The organism is Bradyrhizobium valentinum (genome assembly GCF_001440405.1).
GTDB lineage: Bacteria > Pseudomonadota > Alphaproteobacteria > Rhizobiales > Xanthobacteraceae > Bradyrhizobium > Bradyrhizobium valentinum.
Genome location: NZ_LLXX01000029.1, coordinates 137,507 through 155,044, shown reverse-complemented (window position 1 = coordinate 155,044; position 17,538 = coordinate 137,507). Strand labels below are relative to the sequence as shown.

Below are 17,538 nucleotides of genomic sequence, written 5' to 3'. Positions count from 1 at the left end.
GAACCCGGAATCTCGAGATTCCGGGTCTGGTCCTTCGGACCATCCCGGAATGACGGCCAGCTTTACGCCGACGCCGGCTGCTTGGCCTTGGCTTCGATCTGGCCGATTGCGTCGACTACGGCGTCGAAGGTCAGCAGGGTCGAGGCGTGCCGCGCCTTGTAGTCGCGCACCGGTTCAAGCAAGGCGATGTCGGCCCATTTGCCTTGCGGGGGACCGCCATTTTCCTTCAGCATCTTGCGGACGATTTCTCGCAACTCACGTAACTCGCTAGCCGTCGAGCCGATCACATGGCTTGCCATGATCGAGGAGGAGGCCTGGCCGAGCGCGCAGGCCTTCACGTCGTGGGCGAAGTCGGTGACCACGGGCCCGTCCATCTTGAGGTCGACCTTGACGGTCGAGCCGCACAGTTTGGAGTGGGCGGTGGCGCTGGCGTGGGGGTCGGGGAGGCGGCCGATGCGGGGGATATTGCCCGCCAGTTCGATGATCCGCTTGTTGTAGATGTCGTTCAGCATGAGAATCGGTGTCCCGGGCGGCGGTGCGGGCGCCCTTGGCGGCTGGGTTTCATCGTCCTATATATGGACAGGAACGGCGGAAAAACAGCCCGGCCGTTCGCCGAAGACGGCCCGACATGGAAACCGGTTCGGCCGCGAGCGTTTTTGTGGATGGGACTCAGGCGCCCGGCGGCAAAGCTGCCCCGTCTGCCCGGTGACACTCCGGTCTTTGTGGGCCGGTCGAACGGAGAAGACATGGACGCATTGATCAAATCCATCCGGCCCGGCAAGCCCTCTGAAGTAAAGCCTTCCGAAGTTAAATCGCCCGACATGGCCCCGGAAACTCGCCCGGCCGAGCTCGACCCGGCCGAGTTCCTCGCCGCCGCCGTGCGGGCCGACCTGCCGCGCCCGTCGCGCGCGGAGGCCGAACAGGCCGTGCATACGCTGCTCAGCTATATCGGGGAGAACCCCGGCCGCGAGGGTCTTTTGGATACGCCGCGCCGCGTGGTCGAGGCCTTCGACGAACTCTATCAGGGCTACCACCAGTGCCCGGCCGAGGTGCTGGACCGCACCTTTGGCGAAACCGCGGGCTACGACGATTTCGTCCTGGTTCGCGACATCGAGTTCACCTCGCAATGCGAGCATCACATGATGCCGTTCTACGGCAGGGCGCATATCGCCTATACGCCGGTGGAGCGGGTGGTCGGCCTGTCGAAGCTGGCGCGGCTGACTGACATCTTCGCCCGCCGCCTGCAGACCCAGGAGCACCTGACCGCCCAGATCGCGGCTGCAATCGACGAGGTCCTAAAACCCCGCGGCGTTGCCGTGCTGATCGAGGCGGAGCATACCTGCATGTCGGTGCGGGGCGTTGCCAAGCATGGCGCCATGACGTTCACCAGCCGGTTCACCGGCATGTTCCGCGACAATCCGGCGGAGCAGCAGCGTTTCCTGTCCCTGGTGCGAGGACCGAACCGGTAGCCTCGCTTACGGTTTGCGAGGCCAGCCGTGCCCATTTCAAAACATGACCATGACCGCGAAGAAGGGCTGGAATTCCAGCCCAAATTCGACGCGTCCGGGCTCGTGACCTGCGTGGCGACTGACGCCGCGACCGGGGACGTCCTGATGGTCGCGCACATGAACGACGAAGCGCTGCGCAAGACGATTGAAAGCGGCGAGGCCTGGTATTTCAGCCGGTCACGCAATGCGTTGTGGCGAAAAGGCGAGACTTCGGGTCAGACACAGCGCGTGGTCGAGATGCGGATGGATTGCGATCAGGACGCGGTCTGGATCAGGGTTGAGCAGATCGGCGCTGCCTGTCACACCGGCCGGCGGTCCTGTTTCTACCGAAAGGTCGATAGCGGTGCGCGATTGTCGTTCGTCGCCGCCGACCGCCTGTTCGATCCGAAGGCGGTCTACCGCGAATAGCTTCGGATTGTCTGACCGTCATTCCAGCAGCTCGGCGATCATGCGCGCTGCACGTCTTGCCCCATCGGCCTCGACAGGTTTCGGCTTATCCGACCTCGATAAAGCCAGCATCATCGCATCGGCAATCATGTCCGGCGTGGAGGCGGCGAAATCCATTTGAATGCCTGCGCCGTAGCGGCGAAGGCGATGAGCAACGTGAAAGGTCTGCTCAAAATGATTTCGCAGCGGAAAATAGACAAACGGCGTGCCGGCGGCAGCAAGTTCCATGCAGGTGGTCAGCCCGCCCTGCACCAACGCAAGATCACAGGCCGCAAGATGGCGGTCGAGATTGGCGACGAACGCCCGCACCTCGACGCCCGCAGGCGCGTCCAGCGATGCCGCGTCGATGCGCGGGCCAGCGACGACGATCATGCGCAGGTCCGGAAGCTTTGCCTTCACCATGGGATAGGCCTGCAGGATGCGCCGTATCAGGTGCGCACCGATGCCCGAGCCGCCGACGGTGACAATGCAGATCTGCTCGTCGTCGCGGTAACCCAGTCTTTCGCGAAGGACTTCCCGGCTACCGAAGCCCTGCGGATGCTCGCCGATAATGTAGCCGGTAAAATCGAAATGCTTCGGTATCCAGTCGCGCATCGGAGGCAGATCTGCGCCGAACGACAGCGGCACGATGTCTTCAGGTGTGCCCACGAAAATCGAGCGATCGCGCACCGTCGGATGCCGTTCGACATGCTCGATCATCTCCGCATTATAGTCACTCGTCAGGAACGCCTCATGTTCGCCGCCGGATGCCATCGGGACGTAACCGACAAAGTCCGTCAGCCAGGCAAGCTTCGCTTTCTTCAGTTCGGGGTGCTCGTGCCAGTAATGGTCGATGTCCCAGGCCTCGTCCGCGATCACCAGGTCGTAGGCGCCTTGCTCGACCGCCTCCTGGAAGATCATGAAGTTCTTGATCAGTACCTCGTCCATGCGGCGGAGCGCCTGAAAGCAGTGCAATTCATGCTCGCCGCTTTCGAGTTCGATATGCCGCGTCTCGCTGGCAAGCCGCGCGCTTAGCGGATGAACCTGCTCGTTGCTGGCTTCGAGCAGACGTGTGACCGGATCCTGCGCCAGCCAGTCCACGCCGAGATCGGGATGGAGCCTGCGCAGCTCGCGCGCGACGGCAATATCGCGGCGGCCATGCCCGAGGCCGATCGGCGAGGAAAGGTAGAGGGCACGTTTTCCGGCCCCGTTGCGTCGGACGGTACCGCGCGCCGGCACCGCGACGCCGAGCCTTCGACCGACGAAGTCGTTGATCAGCGTATTCGTCTTTGCCGGATACCGCCCGAGCGGGTTATGTCCGCCGCCTCCGATCGTGACAAACTCCGAGCCGCTCACTTCGGCGTGCGCGGCCTTCGCGCGCTCGAGAGGTTGGATCTGGTCGTTGTCGCCGTGGATGAACAGCACCGGACAGCGAATCTTGCGATACATTTCCTCGCTGACGTCGAAGCCGGGAGGAATGCTGCGCGCTTCCACTGTGCTGACCAGCGTAGGCCCGCTGGTCTCAGCGGCCCAGCCGATTCCGTCCTCGATCTGCTTGGTCGAATGCGGCTCGCTGCAGATGTTGCGAATGAAGAACTCGGCGAAGTCGGGATAGTTCTTCAGCCAGTAATCGCGGTTGAACTTATCCCAGCCTTCGCAATGGTCGCGCGCGGCCAAAAAGTGCGATGCGGCCAACCTTTCGTAGTGTGCAGGTCCGATAGTCGAGACCGTACCGGCAAGAATCGCTGCCCTGACGCGCTCGGGATGATACGCCGCGAGAACGGAGGCGAGCAGGCCGCCGAACGAGAGCCCGACCAGGATCGTTTGGCCGACGTCGAGAGCATCCATCACCGCGAGGGCGTCGGCCAGATAATTGTCCAGCGTGTAGGCGGCGACATCCTTGGGGCGATCGGATTTGCCATTGCCGCGGCCGTCATAGGTGACGCAGCGGAAGCGCTCGCTGAAACAGGGTAGCTGCGCCTTGTAGATTCGCGAGTGAACGATGCTCCAGGGCGGGATGAACAGCATGGTGTCCGGGGCGTCACCATAGATTTCGTAGGCGAGATTTACGCCGTCGCGGGTGACGAAACCTGCGCTATCAGGCAATTTTGCCCGCATGGCATCACCTCTTGTCTGACGAGGATCCTTCAGCAATCCGGATGAGGTCACCGACGCGACGAAGCGATGCGCGGATCGGTGAACCCTTCTTTTCCAAGCCGAGCAGGAACAGGCTTTCGCCCCCGATGAAGCAGGAGGCGGCGATCGCGCCGACTTCCTCGGCCGAGAAGGGGCCGAGGGGACCGATCTTCCGTTCAGCCGCCCGGACCACTCCCACGATCAGATCGACCCAACCCATAAGGCCGGCGCGGATCACCTTGGCGACTTCCGCATCATGCCAGCTCACGGCGATCAGCTCCTGCAGCACCGGCACGTAGCCTGAGGCGATGTCCTCATCCAGGTAGTCGCAGGCGCGGTCCCACTGCTCGGACAGTTTCAGTGACGTGTCACCGAACAATTTGTTCTGCCGGTCCAGGAGCTGAGCGTTGAGATATTCGAACAGCTCGAGGACCATGTTTTGCTTGGACCCGAAGTGATAATGAATCTGGCTCAAGGGCACCGCCGCCTCTGCAGCGACTTCACGGGTCGACAGTCCGGCATAGCCGGCGCGACGCAACACCCTCTTGGCAGCTTCGAGCAAGCTGGTGCTGGTCTCAATCTTCTTCACTGCCGCGCGCGCCATGGTGCCTCGTGATGCGATGGAAGTAGCCAAGACGCTACATGAAATCCGCTCGAAATGGCCAGGCTCGCCGTTTTGCCCTCCAGCCGCGGAAGACCGATGCCCGGCGTCAAGCCGGGCACCGTGAAACAACCAATGCATGTCACCCTACTTTCGCCTTATGTCGTGGCAGCGGGATCAGCATGGACACCTGCTGCCGGTAGCGTCGGTACTGGTCGCCGAATAGCGCTATCAGGTCGCGCTCCTCCAGCCATATGCCGACCAGGATGTAGCCGGTGGTGGCGATGGCGAACGCCAGATGACCGACCGTCATCGTCGGCGTCGCCCAGAACGCAAGCAAGAAGCCAAGATAGATCGGATGCCGAACGACCTTGTAAAACATTGGCGTTTTGAACTCGGCCGGAGGCAACTCGCGCCCGAGAAGGCGCGCCAGCACCTGGCGCAAGCCGAACAGCTCGAAATGGTTGATCATGAAGGTGCTGGCGAGCACCACCGTCCAGCCGATCCAGGAAATCGTCTGAAGGACAATTGCCGCAACCGGATCGGTCGCCGACCAGACGATGCCTGTCATCGGCCGCCATTGCCAGTAGAGCAGCAGCAATGCGACGCTGGCAAACAGCACATAGGTCGTGCGCTCGACCGATGGCGGTACGACGCGCGTCCACCAGCGCTTGAAGGCGGGGCGCGCCATCACGCTGTGCTGGACCGCGAACATGCCGAGCAGCAGGACATTGATGATCAGTGATGGAATGAACGGCTCCGGCCGGCCGCTGTCGATGGTTTTCGGCACCGGCAGGTTGCCCACGAAGGCAATCGCATAGAGGAAGGTGGCCAGAAACAATAGGTAAGTGACGATGCCATAGAGCATCGCAACCAGGCCGCCGGCTGTGGACTTCGCAGAAGGGGAATGGATGGCTTGATCACTCATGAGTCGATCCTGTTTCTGGAAAGTTGAAGGGATGCCCTTTCAATATTCGTCGTCGGGAACCCGTCGCCCCCAGGCATTTCCCGTCGTTCAAGCGGCGCATGACCGCTCAGTATTAGGTCGGTCGATCGACCGAAATGTTCAACCCGCGCTGCGGCTTTTTTTTGGCAGGAGCCCTTAACGGGCCATTAACCATAATTGCGGCAGTCTCGGCCTCGTATAGGCACTGATTGCCGGTGCCGTGAGAGCCCGCGCGAGGTTTCGCGAGGAGCGGGGCACCAGAGACATGGCGGTCGACACAACAAGCGCCACGGCTGCGGCAGGTGTCGATCCCGCGCGTCTGAAGATTGCGGGCTCGATCAGGCAGGCCGCTTCGACCACCGGCGCCAGCTTCGAATATCTGCTCGCCACCGCGAAGATGGAATCCAACTTCAACCCGAAGGCCGCCGCCACCACCTCGTCGGCGCGGGGGCTGTTTCAGTTCATCGACCAGACCTGGCTCGGCACGGTGAAAGAGGCAGGAGCCCATCTCGGCTATAGCCAATATGCCGACGCCATCACCAAAAATCTCTCCGGCAGCTATTCGGTCGACGATCCCGCGGCGCGCGCCGCAATCATGCGATTGCGCGACGATCCTGATGCCGCCTCGTCGATGGCGGCGGTGCTGACCCAATCCAACAGTTTCAAACTGACCGGCAAGATCGGCCGTCGTCCGACCGATGCTGAACTCTATATGGCGCATTTCATGGGCGTCGGCGGCGCCGGCAAGTTGATCCAGAGCGCCGAAGACAATCCAAACGTATCAGCAGCGCGGATGTTTCCGAACGCCGCGGCCGCGAACCAGTCGATCTTCTACGACCGCTCGGGGCAGGCGCGCAGCGTCTCGCAAGTTTATTCAGTGCTGAGCACGCGCTACGCCGCCGCCGCCAATTCGCCGGTGACGCGCACGGCGATGGCGGCCGTCGGCGGCGATCTGCCAAGGCGCATCAACGTCGCGAGCGCCGCGCCGGCGACGATGGCGATCGACAACGCGGCCTATCTCTCGAGCTTCCCGGATCAGCGCAGCGTGACGCCGGTTGCGGCAACGTCGCGGACCGCTTCATCACAGTCGGAGCCGATGTTCCGTTCGCTGTTTCAGGCCGGCGAACGCACGCAGCCGATCTCGCCGGCGGTTCAGGAATTGTGGGGTAGTAATTCGTCGCCAACCTCGGTTGCGCCAGCAATCTCGGTTGCGCCGGCAGCCTCAGTTGCCTCAGCGAGCACCGTATTGTCGGGACATACGCCCGAGGTCCGCGCACCTAGCCGGCTCGATCTCTTCAGCGACCGCTTCGGCACGTTCAGTAGCTGAATTGCAGCGGCATGTTCGGCCTCATGGTGAGGAGGCGCGTTAGCGCCGTCTCCGGACGATGCTCGCATCGCCGGGCGAACCATGCGGCCCCATCCGGGCCTTCATCCTTCGAGACGTGGCCAAGTGGCCGCTCCTCAGAATGAAGATCGCCAGTCCTCCCACCCTTAACAAAACGTCAATAAAACCAGCCGTTTATGGTGAACCCTTTGTTAAGCGTCATGGTTTATTTTTTCTAATAGTGGCACCGCGTCACGGTGTCGTCTCACGTTGCGTAAGCCAGGACCATGATCGTTCGGCAGTTCATCAGTTGGATTCGTACCGCTCCGGCAGGCGAGCGGGCAGAGGCGACGCGGGCGTTGGCGCGGGCCTGGTTGATTTCAGATCTTTCCGAGGACGATCGCATCGCCGCCGAAGGCGCGCTGCTGATGCTGCTCGATGATCCCTCGCCACTGGTCCGCCAGGCCATGGCGGAAGTATTTTCGCGCAGTGCCGAAGCGCCGGCGGCCATCGTGCAGGCGCTCTCGCTCGATCAGCCCTCGATAGCGCTGCCGGTGCTCGAACATTCACCGCTTCTTATCGATGCCGATCTCGTCGACATCGTCGCGACCGGCAACAGCGATACGCAATGCGCCATAGCTCGCCGCATCAATCTGCCGCCCTCGGTTTCCGCCGCGATTGCCGAAGTCGGCTCGGCGGCCGCGGCGCTCGAACTGATCGAAAACGCCTACGCTGAACTGGCGCCGTTTTCCTGGGATCGCATCGTCGAACGTCACGGCCATCTCGCCGCTATCAGGGAAGCGATGCTGGTGCTGGAAGGCTTGCCCGCCGCCACCCGCGTGGCGCTGGTCGCCAAGCTCTCCGAAACGCTGGCGCAGTTCGTCGTCGCGCGCAACTGGCTGAGCGCGGACCGGGCAGGGCGGCTGGCGAGCGAAGCGCGCGAGCGCTCGACCGTGAACATCGCGGCGCGTTCGCGCGGCGAGGACATGGCTGGCCTGGTGCGGCACCTGCGCGCGACCGGGCAATTGACCGCCGGCCTGATCCTGCGCGCGCTATTGTCGGGCAATCTCGAACTGTTCGATTCCGCGCTCGCCGAATTGGCCGATCTGCCGCTGGCGCGCGTGACAGCGCTGCTGCATGACCGCGGCGGCGCTAGCCTGCAGGCGCTGCTGATCCGCGCAGGCTTTCCCGAATCGACCTTCGCGGCGTTTCGCGTGGCGCTCGAGGTCAGCCAGGAAACCGGCTATGTCGATACGATCGGTGGAGCCGCGCGACTGCGCCGCCGCATGGTCGAGCGCGTGCTGACCCATTGCGAGACCGACCGCAAGGCCGCCGAGCCGCTCTTGATCCTGCTGCGGCGCTTCGCAACCGAGTCCGCGCGCGAAGAAGCCCGCATGTTCTGCGACGAACTGGTCGCCGACGAAGCGTTCGTGCCGCCAGTGCGCGATCTGATCGCGGCGTAATCGAAGCTGTCGCCACATATCCAGGTCGTCCCTGCGAACGCAGGGACCCATAACCACAGCGGCTTGTGGTTACGATGAAAGTCATCGACCAGCGTGTTTTAGATCGATAAGCCGCGGCGTATGGGTCCCTGCGTTCGCAGGGACGACCTGTGGAGATAGCCGCGCTAGATCCTACTCCGCCGGAACGATGCTCGGCGCCAGAATCGCTTCGAGATGCTCGGGGCGATCGCGGTTGACCTTGAGCAGGAATTCGTCGGCGACTCCGCGGAGCTGCTTGCTCAGTTTGCTCGCCATCACGGCGGTGTCGAGCTTGGTGCGCTCGCGCACGATCGCCTGAATGGCGTTGATGTGATGGGTGATCAGCTCGGCCGGGACCAGGTCGAGGTCAGGCGCATGTTCGATGATGCGGCACAGGCTTTCGGCGGCGGCGCCCGCGGAAGGGAAGCCGAACGTGGCGGCGTCGCCCTTGATGTCATGTGCGGCGCGAAACAGCTCTTCGCGGTTGTCGATGGTGAAGCCGTCGCGGAGAACGACCGCGTGCGCGGCCGAGAGCCGGTCCGCCTCGATCGTCATCCAGTTCTTGAATTCGCCGGACAATCCGGCCAGGGCCTTTTCGGCGCGCCCGACGGGATCGTCGAGATCGGATTCGGGGACGCGCAGCAATACCTTGCGCAACGGATTGGGCTGCGTGATCACGTGGTGATCGGCAAACGACTTGATCTGCAGCGTCCCGGGCTTCTCTTTTGCCATGATGGTATCTCCAGGCTGCGCTTGGATGAGGGCCGCGTTTAGATGTTCGACCGCGCCTTGTCGAGCAGCGACGGCTGCTGCATCACTTCCATCTCGCCGCCGACCCGGCGCTCGGGGCCGATATAGGCGTTGTTGGTGTTACGCCGCCGGTCCGGTCCGAAATAGGTCTTGGTCTTGATGAAGGGGCGCGGGCTGGCGACGACGTTGAGAATGCGCTGGTAGAGTCCCTTGGCCGAGATCGGTTTGGCCAAAAACTCGGTGACGCCGGCATCGCGCGCAACCGTCACGCGTCGTTTCTCCGAATGCCCGGTCAGCATGATGATCGGGGCGTAGGGATTGCCCTTCGATTCCGGCTGCCGGATCATCTGCGCGAGTTCGAGGCCGTCGAAGATCGGCATCGCCCAGTCGGTGATGACGATGTCGGGCACATAGTGGCTGTACATTTCCAGCGCGGTCGCGCCGTCTTCGGCCTCATAGACCTCGCGTGCGCCGAACGAATGCAAAAGCGTCCGCAGGATGCGGCGCATATGCGGATTGTCGTCGCAAATCAGAAATCGCAGCTTGTTGAAGTCGATGCGATACATGGAACAGCCCGGCCCAAGCAAAACGGTATACTGGCGTTAACCATATCGCGGCGCCCGTTAAGGAATGGTTGCGAAGCCGGCCTCCTGATAGAGGTCGGACAGCGATTTTTCTCTCAACGGTCGCGCAGGGACGATGGCGTCAGTATCCGAACTGCTCGCGCAGGATGCGTTCCTCAAGGCTGTGACCGGGGTCGAACAGCATCCGCATCGAGATCGTCTTGTCGGACAGCACCTCGACGCGGCGGACATCGCGCACGTCGTCATGGTCGGCGGCCGCTGCGACCGGGCGCTTTTCGCCCTCGAGCACCTCGATCACCACGAAAGCGGAGTTGGGGAGCAGGGCGCCGCGCCAGCGACGCGGGCGGAATGCGCTGATCGGTGTCAGCGCCAACAGCGCGGCGTTGATCGGCAGGATCGGTCCCTGCGCCGACAAATTATAGGCAGTCGAGCCAGCGGGCGTCGCCACCAGGATGCCGTCGGCGATCAATTCCGCCATGCGCTCGTGCTCGTCGATCAGGATGCGCAGATGCGCGGCCTGGTTGGTCTGGCGAAACAGCGCGACCTCGTTGATGGCGTGATGCAGATGCACCGCGCCGTGGACGTCGGTGGCGCGCATCAGGAGCGGGTTGATCAGCGACTCCCGCGCCGCCGCCAGCCGCGTATGCAGATCGTGCGTGGTGAACTCGTTCATCAAGAAGCCGATGGTGCCGCGATGCATGCCGTATATCGGCTTGCCCGAGCGCATATGCCGGTGCAGCGTCTGCAGCATCAATCCGTCGCCGCCAAGCGCCACCACGACGTCGGCGTCGTCGGCATCATGATTGCCGTAGAGCTTGGTGAGCTGCGTCAGCGCGGTCTGCGCCTCGGTGCCTGCGCTCGCGACAAAGGCGATCCGGTCGTATCGCTTGGGGGTGGCCATCGGACGACGAACTCTTGGGTAACGCCAGGACTGGGGGCGCCGGATTGCGCCGCGCTCGTCTATACACCTTGTCGGGGCTTGTCGAGATGGCCGAACCGGCCTTTCGCGCCGGTAACGTAAACCGGCGGTCATCGGGGCGTCATTTTTCCTGCAACGTCCGGATCGGGTCCCAATCCTCGCCCGGCGGGTTTTGGGCCAATACCCGGGCCCGCTCGGCAAATAACGACGCCGGCCGGTCGATATCGGCCGAGCGGCCGAAACACTGCGCAGCGCGCCCGAACTCGCGGGCCCGCCAGTGCGCAAGCCCGTCGGCGTAGTTGGCGATCAATGTCGCTTGCGAGGACGTCAGCCCGGCCGACAGCGCCAGCAACTCGTAGATCTTCAGCGCCTGGGTTCGCCCCTTGACCCGGATAGCGTCGAGTTCGCGCCAGGCGAAGGCCTCGCCGGCCAGCGCGACAGTGGTCTCGGAAGCGATGACGGTGGTGCCGTAGAACTTGTTGGCGCCCTCGAGCCGCGAAGCCAGGTTCACCGCGTCGCTCATCACCGAGTAGTTGAAGCGCCGCCGCGATCCGAAATTGCCGACCAGCGCCTCGCCGGAATTGATGCCGATCCGCTGCGCCAGCTTGCATTCGCGGAAGAGGGCGGAGGAATCGTTCAGTTCCGCCAGTTGCGTGCAACAATCCAGCGCGGCGCGCGCCGCATTGGCGGCATGGTCGGGATCGTCGGCAGGTGCGCCGAACACCGCCACGATGGAGTCGCCGATATATTTATCGACATATCCGCCATGGCTCTCGATGACGTCGGTCATCGCCGAAAGATACTCGTTCATCAGCTCCATCAGGCTGTCGGGCGACATCTTTTCCGCGATCAGCGAAAACCCTTCGATATCGGAGAAGAATACCGTCACGTTGCGGGTCTCGCCGCCGAGCTCGGGCAATTTGCTCGATGACAGCATCCGGTTGATGACGTGCGGGGCGAGATAGAGCGCAAAGCTCTTCTGCAGCAACCGGCGGTCCTTGTCGGCAACGACGAAGCGGAAGCCGATCGTGGCGGCGAGCGCGAAAAGGCTTGCCAGGAACGGCTCGGCGATCGGCAGCGCCAGCGCCTGGTTGAAGGCGATCGTGGCGCCGGCAACGCCGAGCACAATCATGGCGGTCCAGGCCAGCGCCGCGCTGAGCGGTCTCAAGCGCCATGCCGCGATAGCGGCCAGCGCGGCAAACAGGGCAGAGATCAGGAAGCGCGACAGCGGGCCCGGCTCGACCAAGGCATTGCGCTGGATCAGATTGTTGACTGCGGTAGCATGGATATAGACGCCCGCGATCGTGCTGATCCTGTAGCCTGCGGTTACCGGCGTGCTCTCGGCCGCGCAGCGTGGTGCGCGCGCGCCTTCGATGCCGGTCGCAAAGCGCTTGGAGGTCTGCCGGCGGTCTTCGATATCGAGAACGCTGCCGAAAATGACGACCTTTCCGGCAAACCAGCGCCGGAAATAATCCTTGTCGTTCTTGACGGCGCATGCGCGCAGATCGGCAAATGAGAAGGTCGGAACGTCGTCGGCGCCGCCCTCGAAATTCAGCGTCATCGTGTTCGGCACCCGGCCGGGAACCTGGTAACCGGCAAGCGTCAGCCTGCCGCGGTCATCGAACTCGGGTGTAGCTCCCAGCGCCCGCGAGGCCAGTTCGACCGCCATCGAGGGCACCCTTGCCCCGTTGACGGTAAAGCTCAGCGGCAGGCGCCGCACGATGTCGTCGCTGTCGATATGAACGTTGAGCGGGCGGATGTTCTGCTGCTGGCGTACGGCGACGCGCTGTCCCGGCGATGGCCTGACCGCCTGGTTGCCACCCAGGCTTTCTCCCAGTACCACCTTGCCGCTCGCCGCCGCGCCGGCGAGCGCACGAAGGAAGTCGCGGTCGAAGCCACGGACTTTCTCGCCGAGCATGCCCTCGCCGAAAGGAATCTCCGACTGTTCGATCGAGGTTTGGATCACAATGTCGAAGCCGGCCACCTTGGCGCCGCCTTCGAGTGTCGCTGACAGCACGCGGCCGATCTCCCCGGTCCAGGTCAGCATCGGCGCACCCTTCAACGGCGCGGTGCGCAGGCTTTCCTCGTCGATCGCTACGACGACCGCCGGCGAAGCGGCCGGATCCTGTCTGCGGCCGAACGTCTCCCAGCGCAGTGCGGTGAGGATATCGAGCGATAGCCCGCGGATCGGTCTGGCCGCCGGAGAAACCGAAGCCGCGGCGCAGACCAGCGCGATGGCGGCAACCACCATCCTGTCGCGCGTGCTGCGCCTGATTCTCAAGCGGGACGGCCCGTTACGCCTATTGCATCCGCAGCAGCCGGCCGACGATCGGCGTCGCGCCGGGTTTGGCCTGCGCATCCACCCGGAACACGATCTGCGATGATTTGAACGTGGCGGCGTAAAGGCCGCCGGGAGCCAGCGCGACATTTTCGCTGGCAAAATCGAGGAACCGTCCCTTGAGCTGGGTGCCGCCCAGACTGATCTCCTGACGCTCGCCCGGCACGTCGAGGCGCCGAATGATCAGCTTGCCGCGTCCCTTGGCCTCCACCAGCGGCGATGCACCGTAAAGGGTGAGCTGCGCCTGGACCGAGGAAGCCGCTTTGCTGTTGTCGACGCTGCGCAGCACGGTAGCGGCGACGCCGCTGGTTTCGCGTGTGGTCGCGTTTGCCTGATTGGAATCGCAATTCGTCTTCTCGGCCTTCACCTCGGCGAGATGAACGGCGCTTTCCTCGGCGCCGACGATGACTGTGCCGGCGCCGCTGATCGTCTCGCGCCGGCATGACTTCAGGTAGCTGAGAATGATGGAGCCGCCGTCGCCGATCTTGATGACCGCTTTGGGCGTCACATAGTCCATGAATTCCGCGCCGGTGACCTTGCCCTGAACGTCCTCGACCACCGCGGCCGGCGAATCTGCGGCTGCCGGAGAAACCAGCGCCAGCAGGCCGAGACAAACAGCAATCGTACGTTTCATATTTAAAACCCCATTGAAAAGCGCAGGTTCATTAGTCGCGCCAGCGCGCAAATGGTTTCATGGATGGATCAAAAATACTCGGCCGGTACGCCGGCGGAACCGACCGATAGCACCTAACGGTCGGCGGGGACAACCATTGGACGTGCCGGCCGTTTTCTCACGGGATGCTGTCGGGATTGTGATTTCGGCAAGGTTCCTCCTTGTTGTGCACCACCGCCTCATTGTCGCAGTGTTGCGGCAGAATCCGAGGGGCTTCTGGATCGCAGGACGCAAGGAGCGAACCGCATGTCTTTTCGTTTCACGGCGCAGCGTCAGATGCGCTTAGCCGTTACGCTTCTGGCCCTGTGCTGTATGGCCGACGCGTACGCCCAGGACACCATCGCCCCGTCTTCGCAGCGGCAGCCGGCGGCAACGCCGTCGCCGTCTCCATCCGGCGAGAGAGGTGGGGCAGGGCGGGGCAGCGCCGCGCCGCCGCCCGCTGCCGAACAACATCGCCTGCCGCCGGATTCCACGACCAAACAGACGGTGACGCTGCCCGGACGCACGCTCGATTTCTCCGCCACCGCGGGTTCGATCCGCTTGTTCGACGACAAGGGCGAACCGCAGGCCGATATCGCCTATACCTCCTACCAGCTCGACGGCACCGATCATGCGCGCCGGCCGGTGACGTTTCTGTTCAACGGCGGACCGGGCGCATCCTCCGCCTGGCTGCAATTGGGCGCGGCCGGGCCGTGGCGGCTGCAGATCGGCGGCGATGGCGCGGTGTCGTCGGCAACTCCCGATCTGTTGCCCAATGCCGAGACATGGCTCGACTTCACCGATCTGGTTTTCATCGATCCTGTCGGCACCGGCTACAGCCGCTTCGTCGCGTCCGGCGAGGACGTGCGCAAGCGCTTCCTTTCGGTCGATGGCGATGTCAGTTCGATTGCACTCGTGATCCGTCGCTGGCTGGAAAAATACGACCGGCTTTCATCGCCGAAATTCGTCGCCGGCGAGAGCTATGGCGGCATTCGCGGGCCTAAGATCGTCCGCAACCTGCAGACCCAGCAGGGCGTCGGCGTGCGCGGGTTGATTCTGGTATCGCCCTTGCTCGACTTTCGCGATTTCTCCGGCTCGAGTCTGCTGCAATACATGAACACGCTCCCGACCATGGCTGCGGTGGCGCGTGAGGTGAGGGAAACCGGCAAGGCGCCACTGACGCGCGCCGATCTCGCCGACGTCGAACGCTACGCGCAGGGCGAATTTCTCACCGACCTCATCAAGGGGCAGGTGGACACACAGGCCACCACCCGGCTTGCCGACAAGGTAGCCGCGCTGACCGGCATCGATCAGGCCGTGAGCCGCAGGCTCGCCGGCCGTCTTGAAGTCAGCGAATTCCGCCGGGAGTTCGATCGCCGCAACGGCAGGGTGACCGGACGCTATGACGCCTCGGTCATCGGTTTCGATCCATATCCGGATTCGAATTCCGCGCATTTCGGCGATCCTTCCGGCGATCCGCTGAAGGCGCCGCTGACCAGTGCCGCCGTCGAGCTCACCACGCGCAAACTCAACTGGCGGCCGGATGGCTCGTACCACCTGCTCAGCGAGAGCGTGAACCGCTCGTGGGATTTCGGCCGCGGGCCGGCCGAGTCGGTTTCACAGCTTCGCCAGATTCTCGCGCTCGACCCGAAAACGAAATTGCTGGTCGGCCATGGGTTGTTCGACCTCGCAACGCCCTATTTCGCCTCGAAGGTGATCCTCGACCAGTTGCCGGCCTTTGCCAGCCCGGACCGCGTCAAGCTCGTCGTCTATCCCGGCGGCCACATGTTCTATTCACGCGACGGCGCGCGTCAGGCATTCCGCGCGGAAGTCGAGGCGCTGGTGAAGTAAATTCGAAAAACAACAAAAAGCCGGCGCAGTCCTTGCAACTGCGCCGGCTTTTTCTTCGTCATTGCGAGGAGAGAAGCGACCAAGCAATCCATACCGCGACAGAACGGGAAAATGGATTGCTTCGCTTCGCTCGCAATGACGGGGAGGCGTCACTGCCTCAATAGACGAGTCCGGTGCCCGGCGGCTTCTCCAGCGCCGCGGCGAGCGAGCGATATTCCTCGCTATTCGTGCCGCTAAGCTGAGCAATCCGGTTCAGGTGATATTGCGCCTGATCGCGGTTGCCCTGTTCGACCTGCCACAGGCCGTAATACTGCCAGGTCTTGACGTGGTTCGGATCGGCCTTGAGCGCACGCTCGTACCAGATCTGCGAGATCTTGTAGTCGCCGAGCTGGCGATAGGAGTAGCCGATCAGATTGGCGACGGCGGCTGTGTCGTCGCGGCCGAGCGCCTTGAGCTGTGCGATCGCCGACGCGTAGTCGTGGCGCTCGTAGATCGCTGCATAGGCGGCGCGATAGCCGTCGGCGAATGCGGTTTGTTCGCTGCCGGGACGGGCTTCGCTGGATTTCTTTTTCTTCTTCGGTGGCGGAGGCGGATCGTTGTCGGCCGCGGCGTAGACGACGGAAACGACAGGGGCTGCCGCAAGCGTGAGCGACAGCATCGCGAGAGTCAAAAGCCTGATCGCTAATTTATTCATGCAATTCTCCTGATGGCCGGTTCGGCGATCCTACACCGAAGCCCGTTGAGTTGAACCCCTGGCGCCTAACAACATTCCCGCGCCCTTTACCTCGATTCCGCCAATTTTCATCAGCGGTCCGCCGTCAACGGACATGACGAAGATGTCATTCAGATGAACGGCGCCCGAAAGTTCGGTTCAGAAGAGGTTCAGTGCACGGCCGCTAGCGTCGCCTGCACGATCGGCGAGCCCGGCCTTTCGACCGGAAATGCCCGCGGGTCCCCATGGAAAAGGAGACAACCATGCTCAAGACCATTTCCGCAGCGCTCGTTGCCGTTTCCGTTATCGCCGCGCCCGCGCTTGCCGGCACGCCGGGCAAGACCGTTCAGGCACCGACCGCACAGGCGCCCGCGGTGAAGGCGGAGCAGGATAAAACGAAGGCATTGAAGGCCAATGCGCGGACGGCGCGCGATCACAAGCAAACCGGCTCGAACAAGACGCACGCGAAACCGCACGTCGCGGTCAAGCATGTGAAGCCGGCCGCAAAACGCAGCTAGCTCTGATTCGCCGGCGCGCGTTTCGCCCCCATTGCCCCCGCGCCTGCGAATGTCAGGCCAGCCCACACGCCATTTGCTTTGCTAATGGCGGTGGGCTGGCGCGTACTCAACTTTTCGAGAGCGACGCACGCCGATAGCCAAGTTGCGAATTCCATTCCACTGCGAGGCGGTCTAAGAGACGGCAAAGAGCAGGGGAAAGTTCGCTTGGAGCGTTCGATCAAAATCGCGGCGGTGGTGTTGTTGCCGATCGCGCTCTCGGCTTGTGCCGCCATCGATGACAGCAAGCCGATCACGTTTACCGAGGATCGCGGCGTCTCCAGCCAACCCTTTCCGAAAAACTACCGCACCGAAGTGCAGTCGTTTCTGAAGACCTATCTCAACAATCCCGTTGGCGTGCGCGACGCCGTCATGGCCGAGCCGGTCGAGCGCGTGGTCGGGGGACGGCTGCGCTACGTCGTCTGTCTGCGATTCAGCGCGCGCGAATCCGACGGCGGCTACCGCGAGCCGCGCGAACGCGCCATGCTTTTTGTCGACGGCCGGTTCGATCGCATTATCGAAAATGCCGTCGAGCCCTGTGCGGGGGTGGCGTATGCGCCATTCGCGGAACTGGAGAAAATGACGCGCTAATTCCAGGCGTGATTGCGTGGAAGTGCGGAGCGCCTGGGGTTAGCCGGGTTCGGTTGGCCGGGTTCGTCTTCGCAGTTTCCTTGGCAGGATCTCCTCGTCTCTCCACACGAGAGTGTGATGCATATATCGCATGCGATTAAATCGGAAGGGTTGACATTGGGCTTT

At 63.1% G+C, this 17,538-nt stretch carries 17 protein-coding genes; 7 read left to right on the top strand and 10 right to left on the bottom strand.

Annotation, left to right across the window (positions count from 1 at the left end; all coding sequences use genetic code 11):
- Nucleotides 1-62: 62 nt before the first annotated feature.
- Nucleotides 63-512: an iron-sulfur cluster assembly scaffold protein gene (locus CP49_RS05255; RefSeq protein ID WP_057849225.1), complete on the bottom strand. Its 450-nt coding sequence runs from the start codon at nucleotides 510-512 to the stop codon at nucleotides 63-65.
- Nucleotides 513-746: 234 nt separating this feature from the next.
- On the opposite strand from CP49_RS05255, the gene folE reads away from it, so the two are divergent.
- Nucleotides 747-1,469, top strand: a complete 723-nt coding sequence (gene folE / locus CP49_RS05250; RefSeq protein ID WP_057849224.1) for a GTP cyclohydrolase I FolE — start codon at nucleotides 747-749, stop codon at nucleotides 1,467-1,469.
- A 33-nt stretch (nucleotides 1,470-1,502) separates the two neighbouring features.
- The gene (gene hisI / locus CP49_RS05245; RefSeq protein WP_057849241.1) at nucleotides 1,503-1,916 is read left to right on the top strand and encodes a phosphoribosyl-AMP cyclohydrolase; all 414 of its coding nucleotides are present in this window, start codon (nucleotides 1,503-1,505) and stop codon (nucleotides 1,914-1,916) included.
- Nucleotides 1,917-1,934: 18 nt separating this feature from the next.
- On the opposite strand, the gene CP49_RS05240 is transcribed toward hisI, so the two are convergent.
- The 3 genes from CP49_RS05240 to mddA all read right to left on the bottom strand — a co-directional run bounded on the left by CP49_RS05240 (nucleotide 1,935) and on the right by mddA (nucleotide 5,599).
- Nucleotides 1,935-4,052: an alpha/beta hydrolase gene (locus CP49_RS05240; RefSeq protein WP_057849223.1), complete on the bottom strand. Its 2,118-nt coding sequence runs from the start codon at nucleotides 4,050-4,052 to the stop codon at nucleotides 1,935-1,937.
- Nucleotides 4,053-4,056: 4 nt separating this feature from the next.
- Complete coding sequence (locus CP49_RS05235) at nucleotides 4,057-4,674, bottom strand: TetR/AcrR family transcriptional regulator (protein ID WP_057849222.1); 618 nt, start codon at nucleotides 4,672-4,674, stop codon at nucleotides 4,057-4,059.
- A 139-nt stretch (nucleotides 4,675-4,813) separates the two neighbouring features.
- On the bottom strand, nucleotides 4,814-5,599 hold the full coding sequence (gene mddA, locus CP49_RS05230; protein ID WP_057849221.1) for a methanethiol S-methyltransferase: 786 nt from the start codon (nucleotides 5,597-5,599) through the stop codon (nucleotides 4,814-4,816).
- Nucleotides 5,600-5,882: 283 nt separating this feature from the next.
- On the opposite strand from mddA, the gene CP49_RS05225 reads away from it, so the two are divergent.
- On the top strand, nucleotides 5,883-6,944 hold the full coding sequence (locus tag CP49_RS05225) for a transglycosylase SLT domain-containing protein (protein WP_057849220.1): 1,062 nt from the start codon (nucleotides 5,883-5,885) through the stop codon (nucleotides 6,942-6,944).
- A 284-nt stretch (nucleotides 6,945-7,228) separates the two neighbouring features.
- Entirely contained in the window at nucleotides 7,229-8,404 is a 1,176-nt protein-coding gene (locus tag CP49_RS05220; RefSeq protein ID WP_057849219.1) for a DUF2336 domain-containing protein, read from the top strand.
- A gap of 171 nt (nucleotides 8,405-8,575) precedes the next feature.
- Here CP49_RS05220 and CP49_RS05215 read toward each other — a convergent pair whose 3' ends face one another.
- The 5 genes from CP49_RS05215 to CP49_RS05195 all read right to left on the bottom strand — a co-directional run bounded on the left by CP49_RS05215 (nucleotide 8,576) and on the right by CP49_RS05195 (nucleotide 13,647).
- Nucleotides 8,576-9,154 carry an Hpt domain-containing protein gene (locus CP49_RS05215; RefSeq protein ID WP_057849218.1) on the bottom strand — a complete coding sequence of 193 codons (579 nt, stop codon included), beginning with the start codon at nucleotides 9,152-9,154 and terminating at the stop codon, nucleotides 8,576-8,578.
- 38 nt (nucleotides 9,155-9,192) lie between these two features.
- The gene (locus CP49_RS05210; RefSeq protein WP_057849217.1) at nucleotides 9,193-9,738 is read right to left on the bottom strand and encodes a response regulator; all 546 of its coding nucleotides are present in this window, start codon (nucleotides 9,736-9,738) and stop codon (nucleotides 9,193-9,195) included.
- 139 nt (nucleotides 9,739-9,877) lie between these two features.
- The gene (locus CP49_RS05205) at nucleotides 9,878-10,657 is read right to left on the bottom strand and encodes an NAD kinase (protein ID WP_057849216.1); all 780 of its coding nucleotides are present in this window, start codon (nucleotides 10,655-10,657) and stop codon (nucleotides 9,878-9,880) included.
- Between the two features lie 139 nt (nucleotides 10,658-10,796).
- A complete protein-coding gene (locus tag CP49_RS05200; RefSeq protein ID WP_197423017.1) occupies nucleotides 10,797-12,926 on the bottom strand; it encodes an adenylate/guanylate cyclase domain-containing protein in 2,130 nt (709 codons plus the stop codon).
- A gap of 49 nt (nucleotides 12,927-12,975) precedes the next feature.
- Nucleotides 12,976-13,647 (bottom strand): hypothetical protein, encoded by a 672-nt coding sequence (locus CP49_RS05195; RefSeq protein WP_057849215.1) that lies wholly within the window; start codon nucleotides 13,645-13,647, stop codon nucleotides 12,976-12,978.
- A 285-nt stretch (nucleotides 13,648-13,932) separates the two neighbouring features.
- Here CP49_RS05195 and CP49_RS05190 point away from each other — a divergent pair, with 285 nt between their 5' ends.
- A complete protein-coding gene (locus CP49_RS05190; protein WP_082645873.1) occupies nucleotides 13,933-15,516 on the top strand; it encodes a S10 family peptidase in 1,584 nt (527 codons plus the stop codon).
- 157 nt (nucleotides 15,517-15,673) lie between these two features.
- On the opposite strand, the gene CP49_RS05185 is transcribed toward CP49_RS05190, so the two are convergent.
- Nucleotides 15,674-16,210 carry a tetratricopeptide repeat protein gene (locus tag CP49_RS05185; RefSeq protein WP_057849214.1) on the bottom strand — a complete coding sequence of 179 codons (537 nt, stop codon included), beginning with the start codon at nucleotides 16,208-16,210 and terminating at the stop codon, nucleotides 15,674-15,676.
- Between the two features lie 281 nt (nucleotides 16,211-16,491).
- Between CP49_RS05185 and CP49_RS05180 the strand changes: the two genes are divergently transcribed.
- Both CP49_RS05180 and CP49_RS05175 read left to right on the top strand, forming a co-directional pair.
- Entirely contained in the window at nucleotides 16,492-16,746 is a 255-nt protein-coding gene (locus CP49_RS05180; protein WP_063791633.1) for a His-rich protein BRANT, read from the top strand.
- 84 nt (nucleotides 16,747-16,830) lie between these two features.
- Nucleotides 16,831-17,373 (top strand): hypothetical protein, encoded by a 543-nt coding sequence (locus CP49_RS05175; protein ID WP_338060329.1) that lies wholly within the window; start codon nucleotides 16,831-16,833, stop codon nucleotides 17,371-17,373.
- The last annotated feature ends 165 nt before the right edge of the window (nucleotides 17,374-17,538 follow it).

Excerpts from the sequence above, each read along its gene's own strand:
- CP49_RS05200 (WP_197423017.1), bottom strand. The coding sequence starts at position 12,926 with ATGGTGGTTGCCGCCATCGCGCTGGTCTGCGCCGCGGCTTCGGTTTCT.
- folE (WP_057849224.1), top strand. The coding sequence starts at position 747 with ATGGACGCATTGATCAAATCCATCCGGCCCGGCAAGCCCTCTGAAGTA.
- CP49_RS05220 (WP_057849219.1), top strand. The coding sequence starts at position 7,229 with ATGATCGTTCGGCAGTTCATCAGTTGGATTCGTACCGCTCCGGCAGGC.
- CP49_RS05210 (WP_057849217.1), bottom strand. The coding sequence starts at position 9,738 with ATGTATCGCATCGACTTCAACAAGCTGCGATTTCTGATTTGCGACGAC.
- CP49_RS05215 (WP_057849218.1), bottom strand. The coding sequence starts at position 9,154 with ATGGCAAAAGAGAAGCCCGGGACGCTGCAGATCAAGTCGTTTGCCGAT.
- mddA (WP_057849221.1), bottom strand. The coding sequence starts at position 5,599 with ATGAGTGATCAAGCCATCCATTCCCCTTCTGCGAAGTCCACAGCCGGC.
- CP49_RS05235 (WP_057849222.1), bottom strand. The coding sequence starts at position 4,674 with ATGGCGCGCGCGGCAGTGAAGAAGATTGAGACCAGCACCAGCTTGCTC.
- CP49_RS05175 (WP_338060329.1), top strand. The coding sequence starts at position 16,831 with ATGGCGGTGGGCTGGCGCGTACTCAACTTTTCGAGAGCGACGCACGCC.
- CP49_RS05225 (WP_057849220.1), top strand. The coding sequence starts at position 5,883 with ATGGCGGTCGACACAACAAGCGCCACGGCTGCGGCAGGTGTCGATCCC.
- CP49_RS05205 (WP_057849216.1), bottom strand. The coding sequence starts at position 10,657 with ATGGCCACCCCCAAGCGATACGACCGGATCGCCTTTGTCGCGAGCGCA.
- CP49_RS05185 (WP_057849214.1), bottom strand. The coding sequence starts at position 16,210 with ATGAATAAATTAGCGATCAGGCTTTTGACTCTCGCGATGCTGTCGCTC.
- CP49_RS05195 (WP_057849215.1), bottom strand. The coding sequence starts at position 13,647 with ATGAAACGTACGATTGCTGTTTGTCTCGGCCTGCTGGCGCTGGTTTCT.
- CP49_RS05255 (WP_057849225.1), bottom strand. The coding sequence starts at position 512 with ATGCTGAACGACATCTACAACAAGCGGATCATCGAACTGGCGGGCAAT.
- CP49_RS05190 (WP_082645873.1), top strand. The coding sequence starts at position 13,933 with ATGTCTTTTCGTTTCACGGCGCAGCGTCAGATGCGCTTAGCCGTTACG.
- CP49_RS05240 (WP_057849223.1), bottom strand. The coding sequence starts at position 4,052 with ATGCGGGCAAAATTGCCTGATAGCGCAGGTTTCGTCACCCGCGACGGC.
- CP49_RS05180 (WP_063791633.1), top strand. The coding sequence starts at position 16,492 with ATGCTCAAGACCATTTCCGCAGCGCTCGTTGCCGTTTCCGTTATCGCC.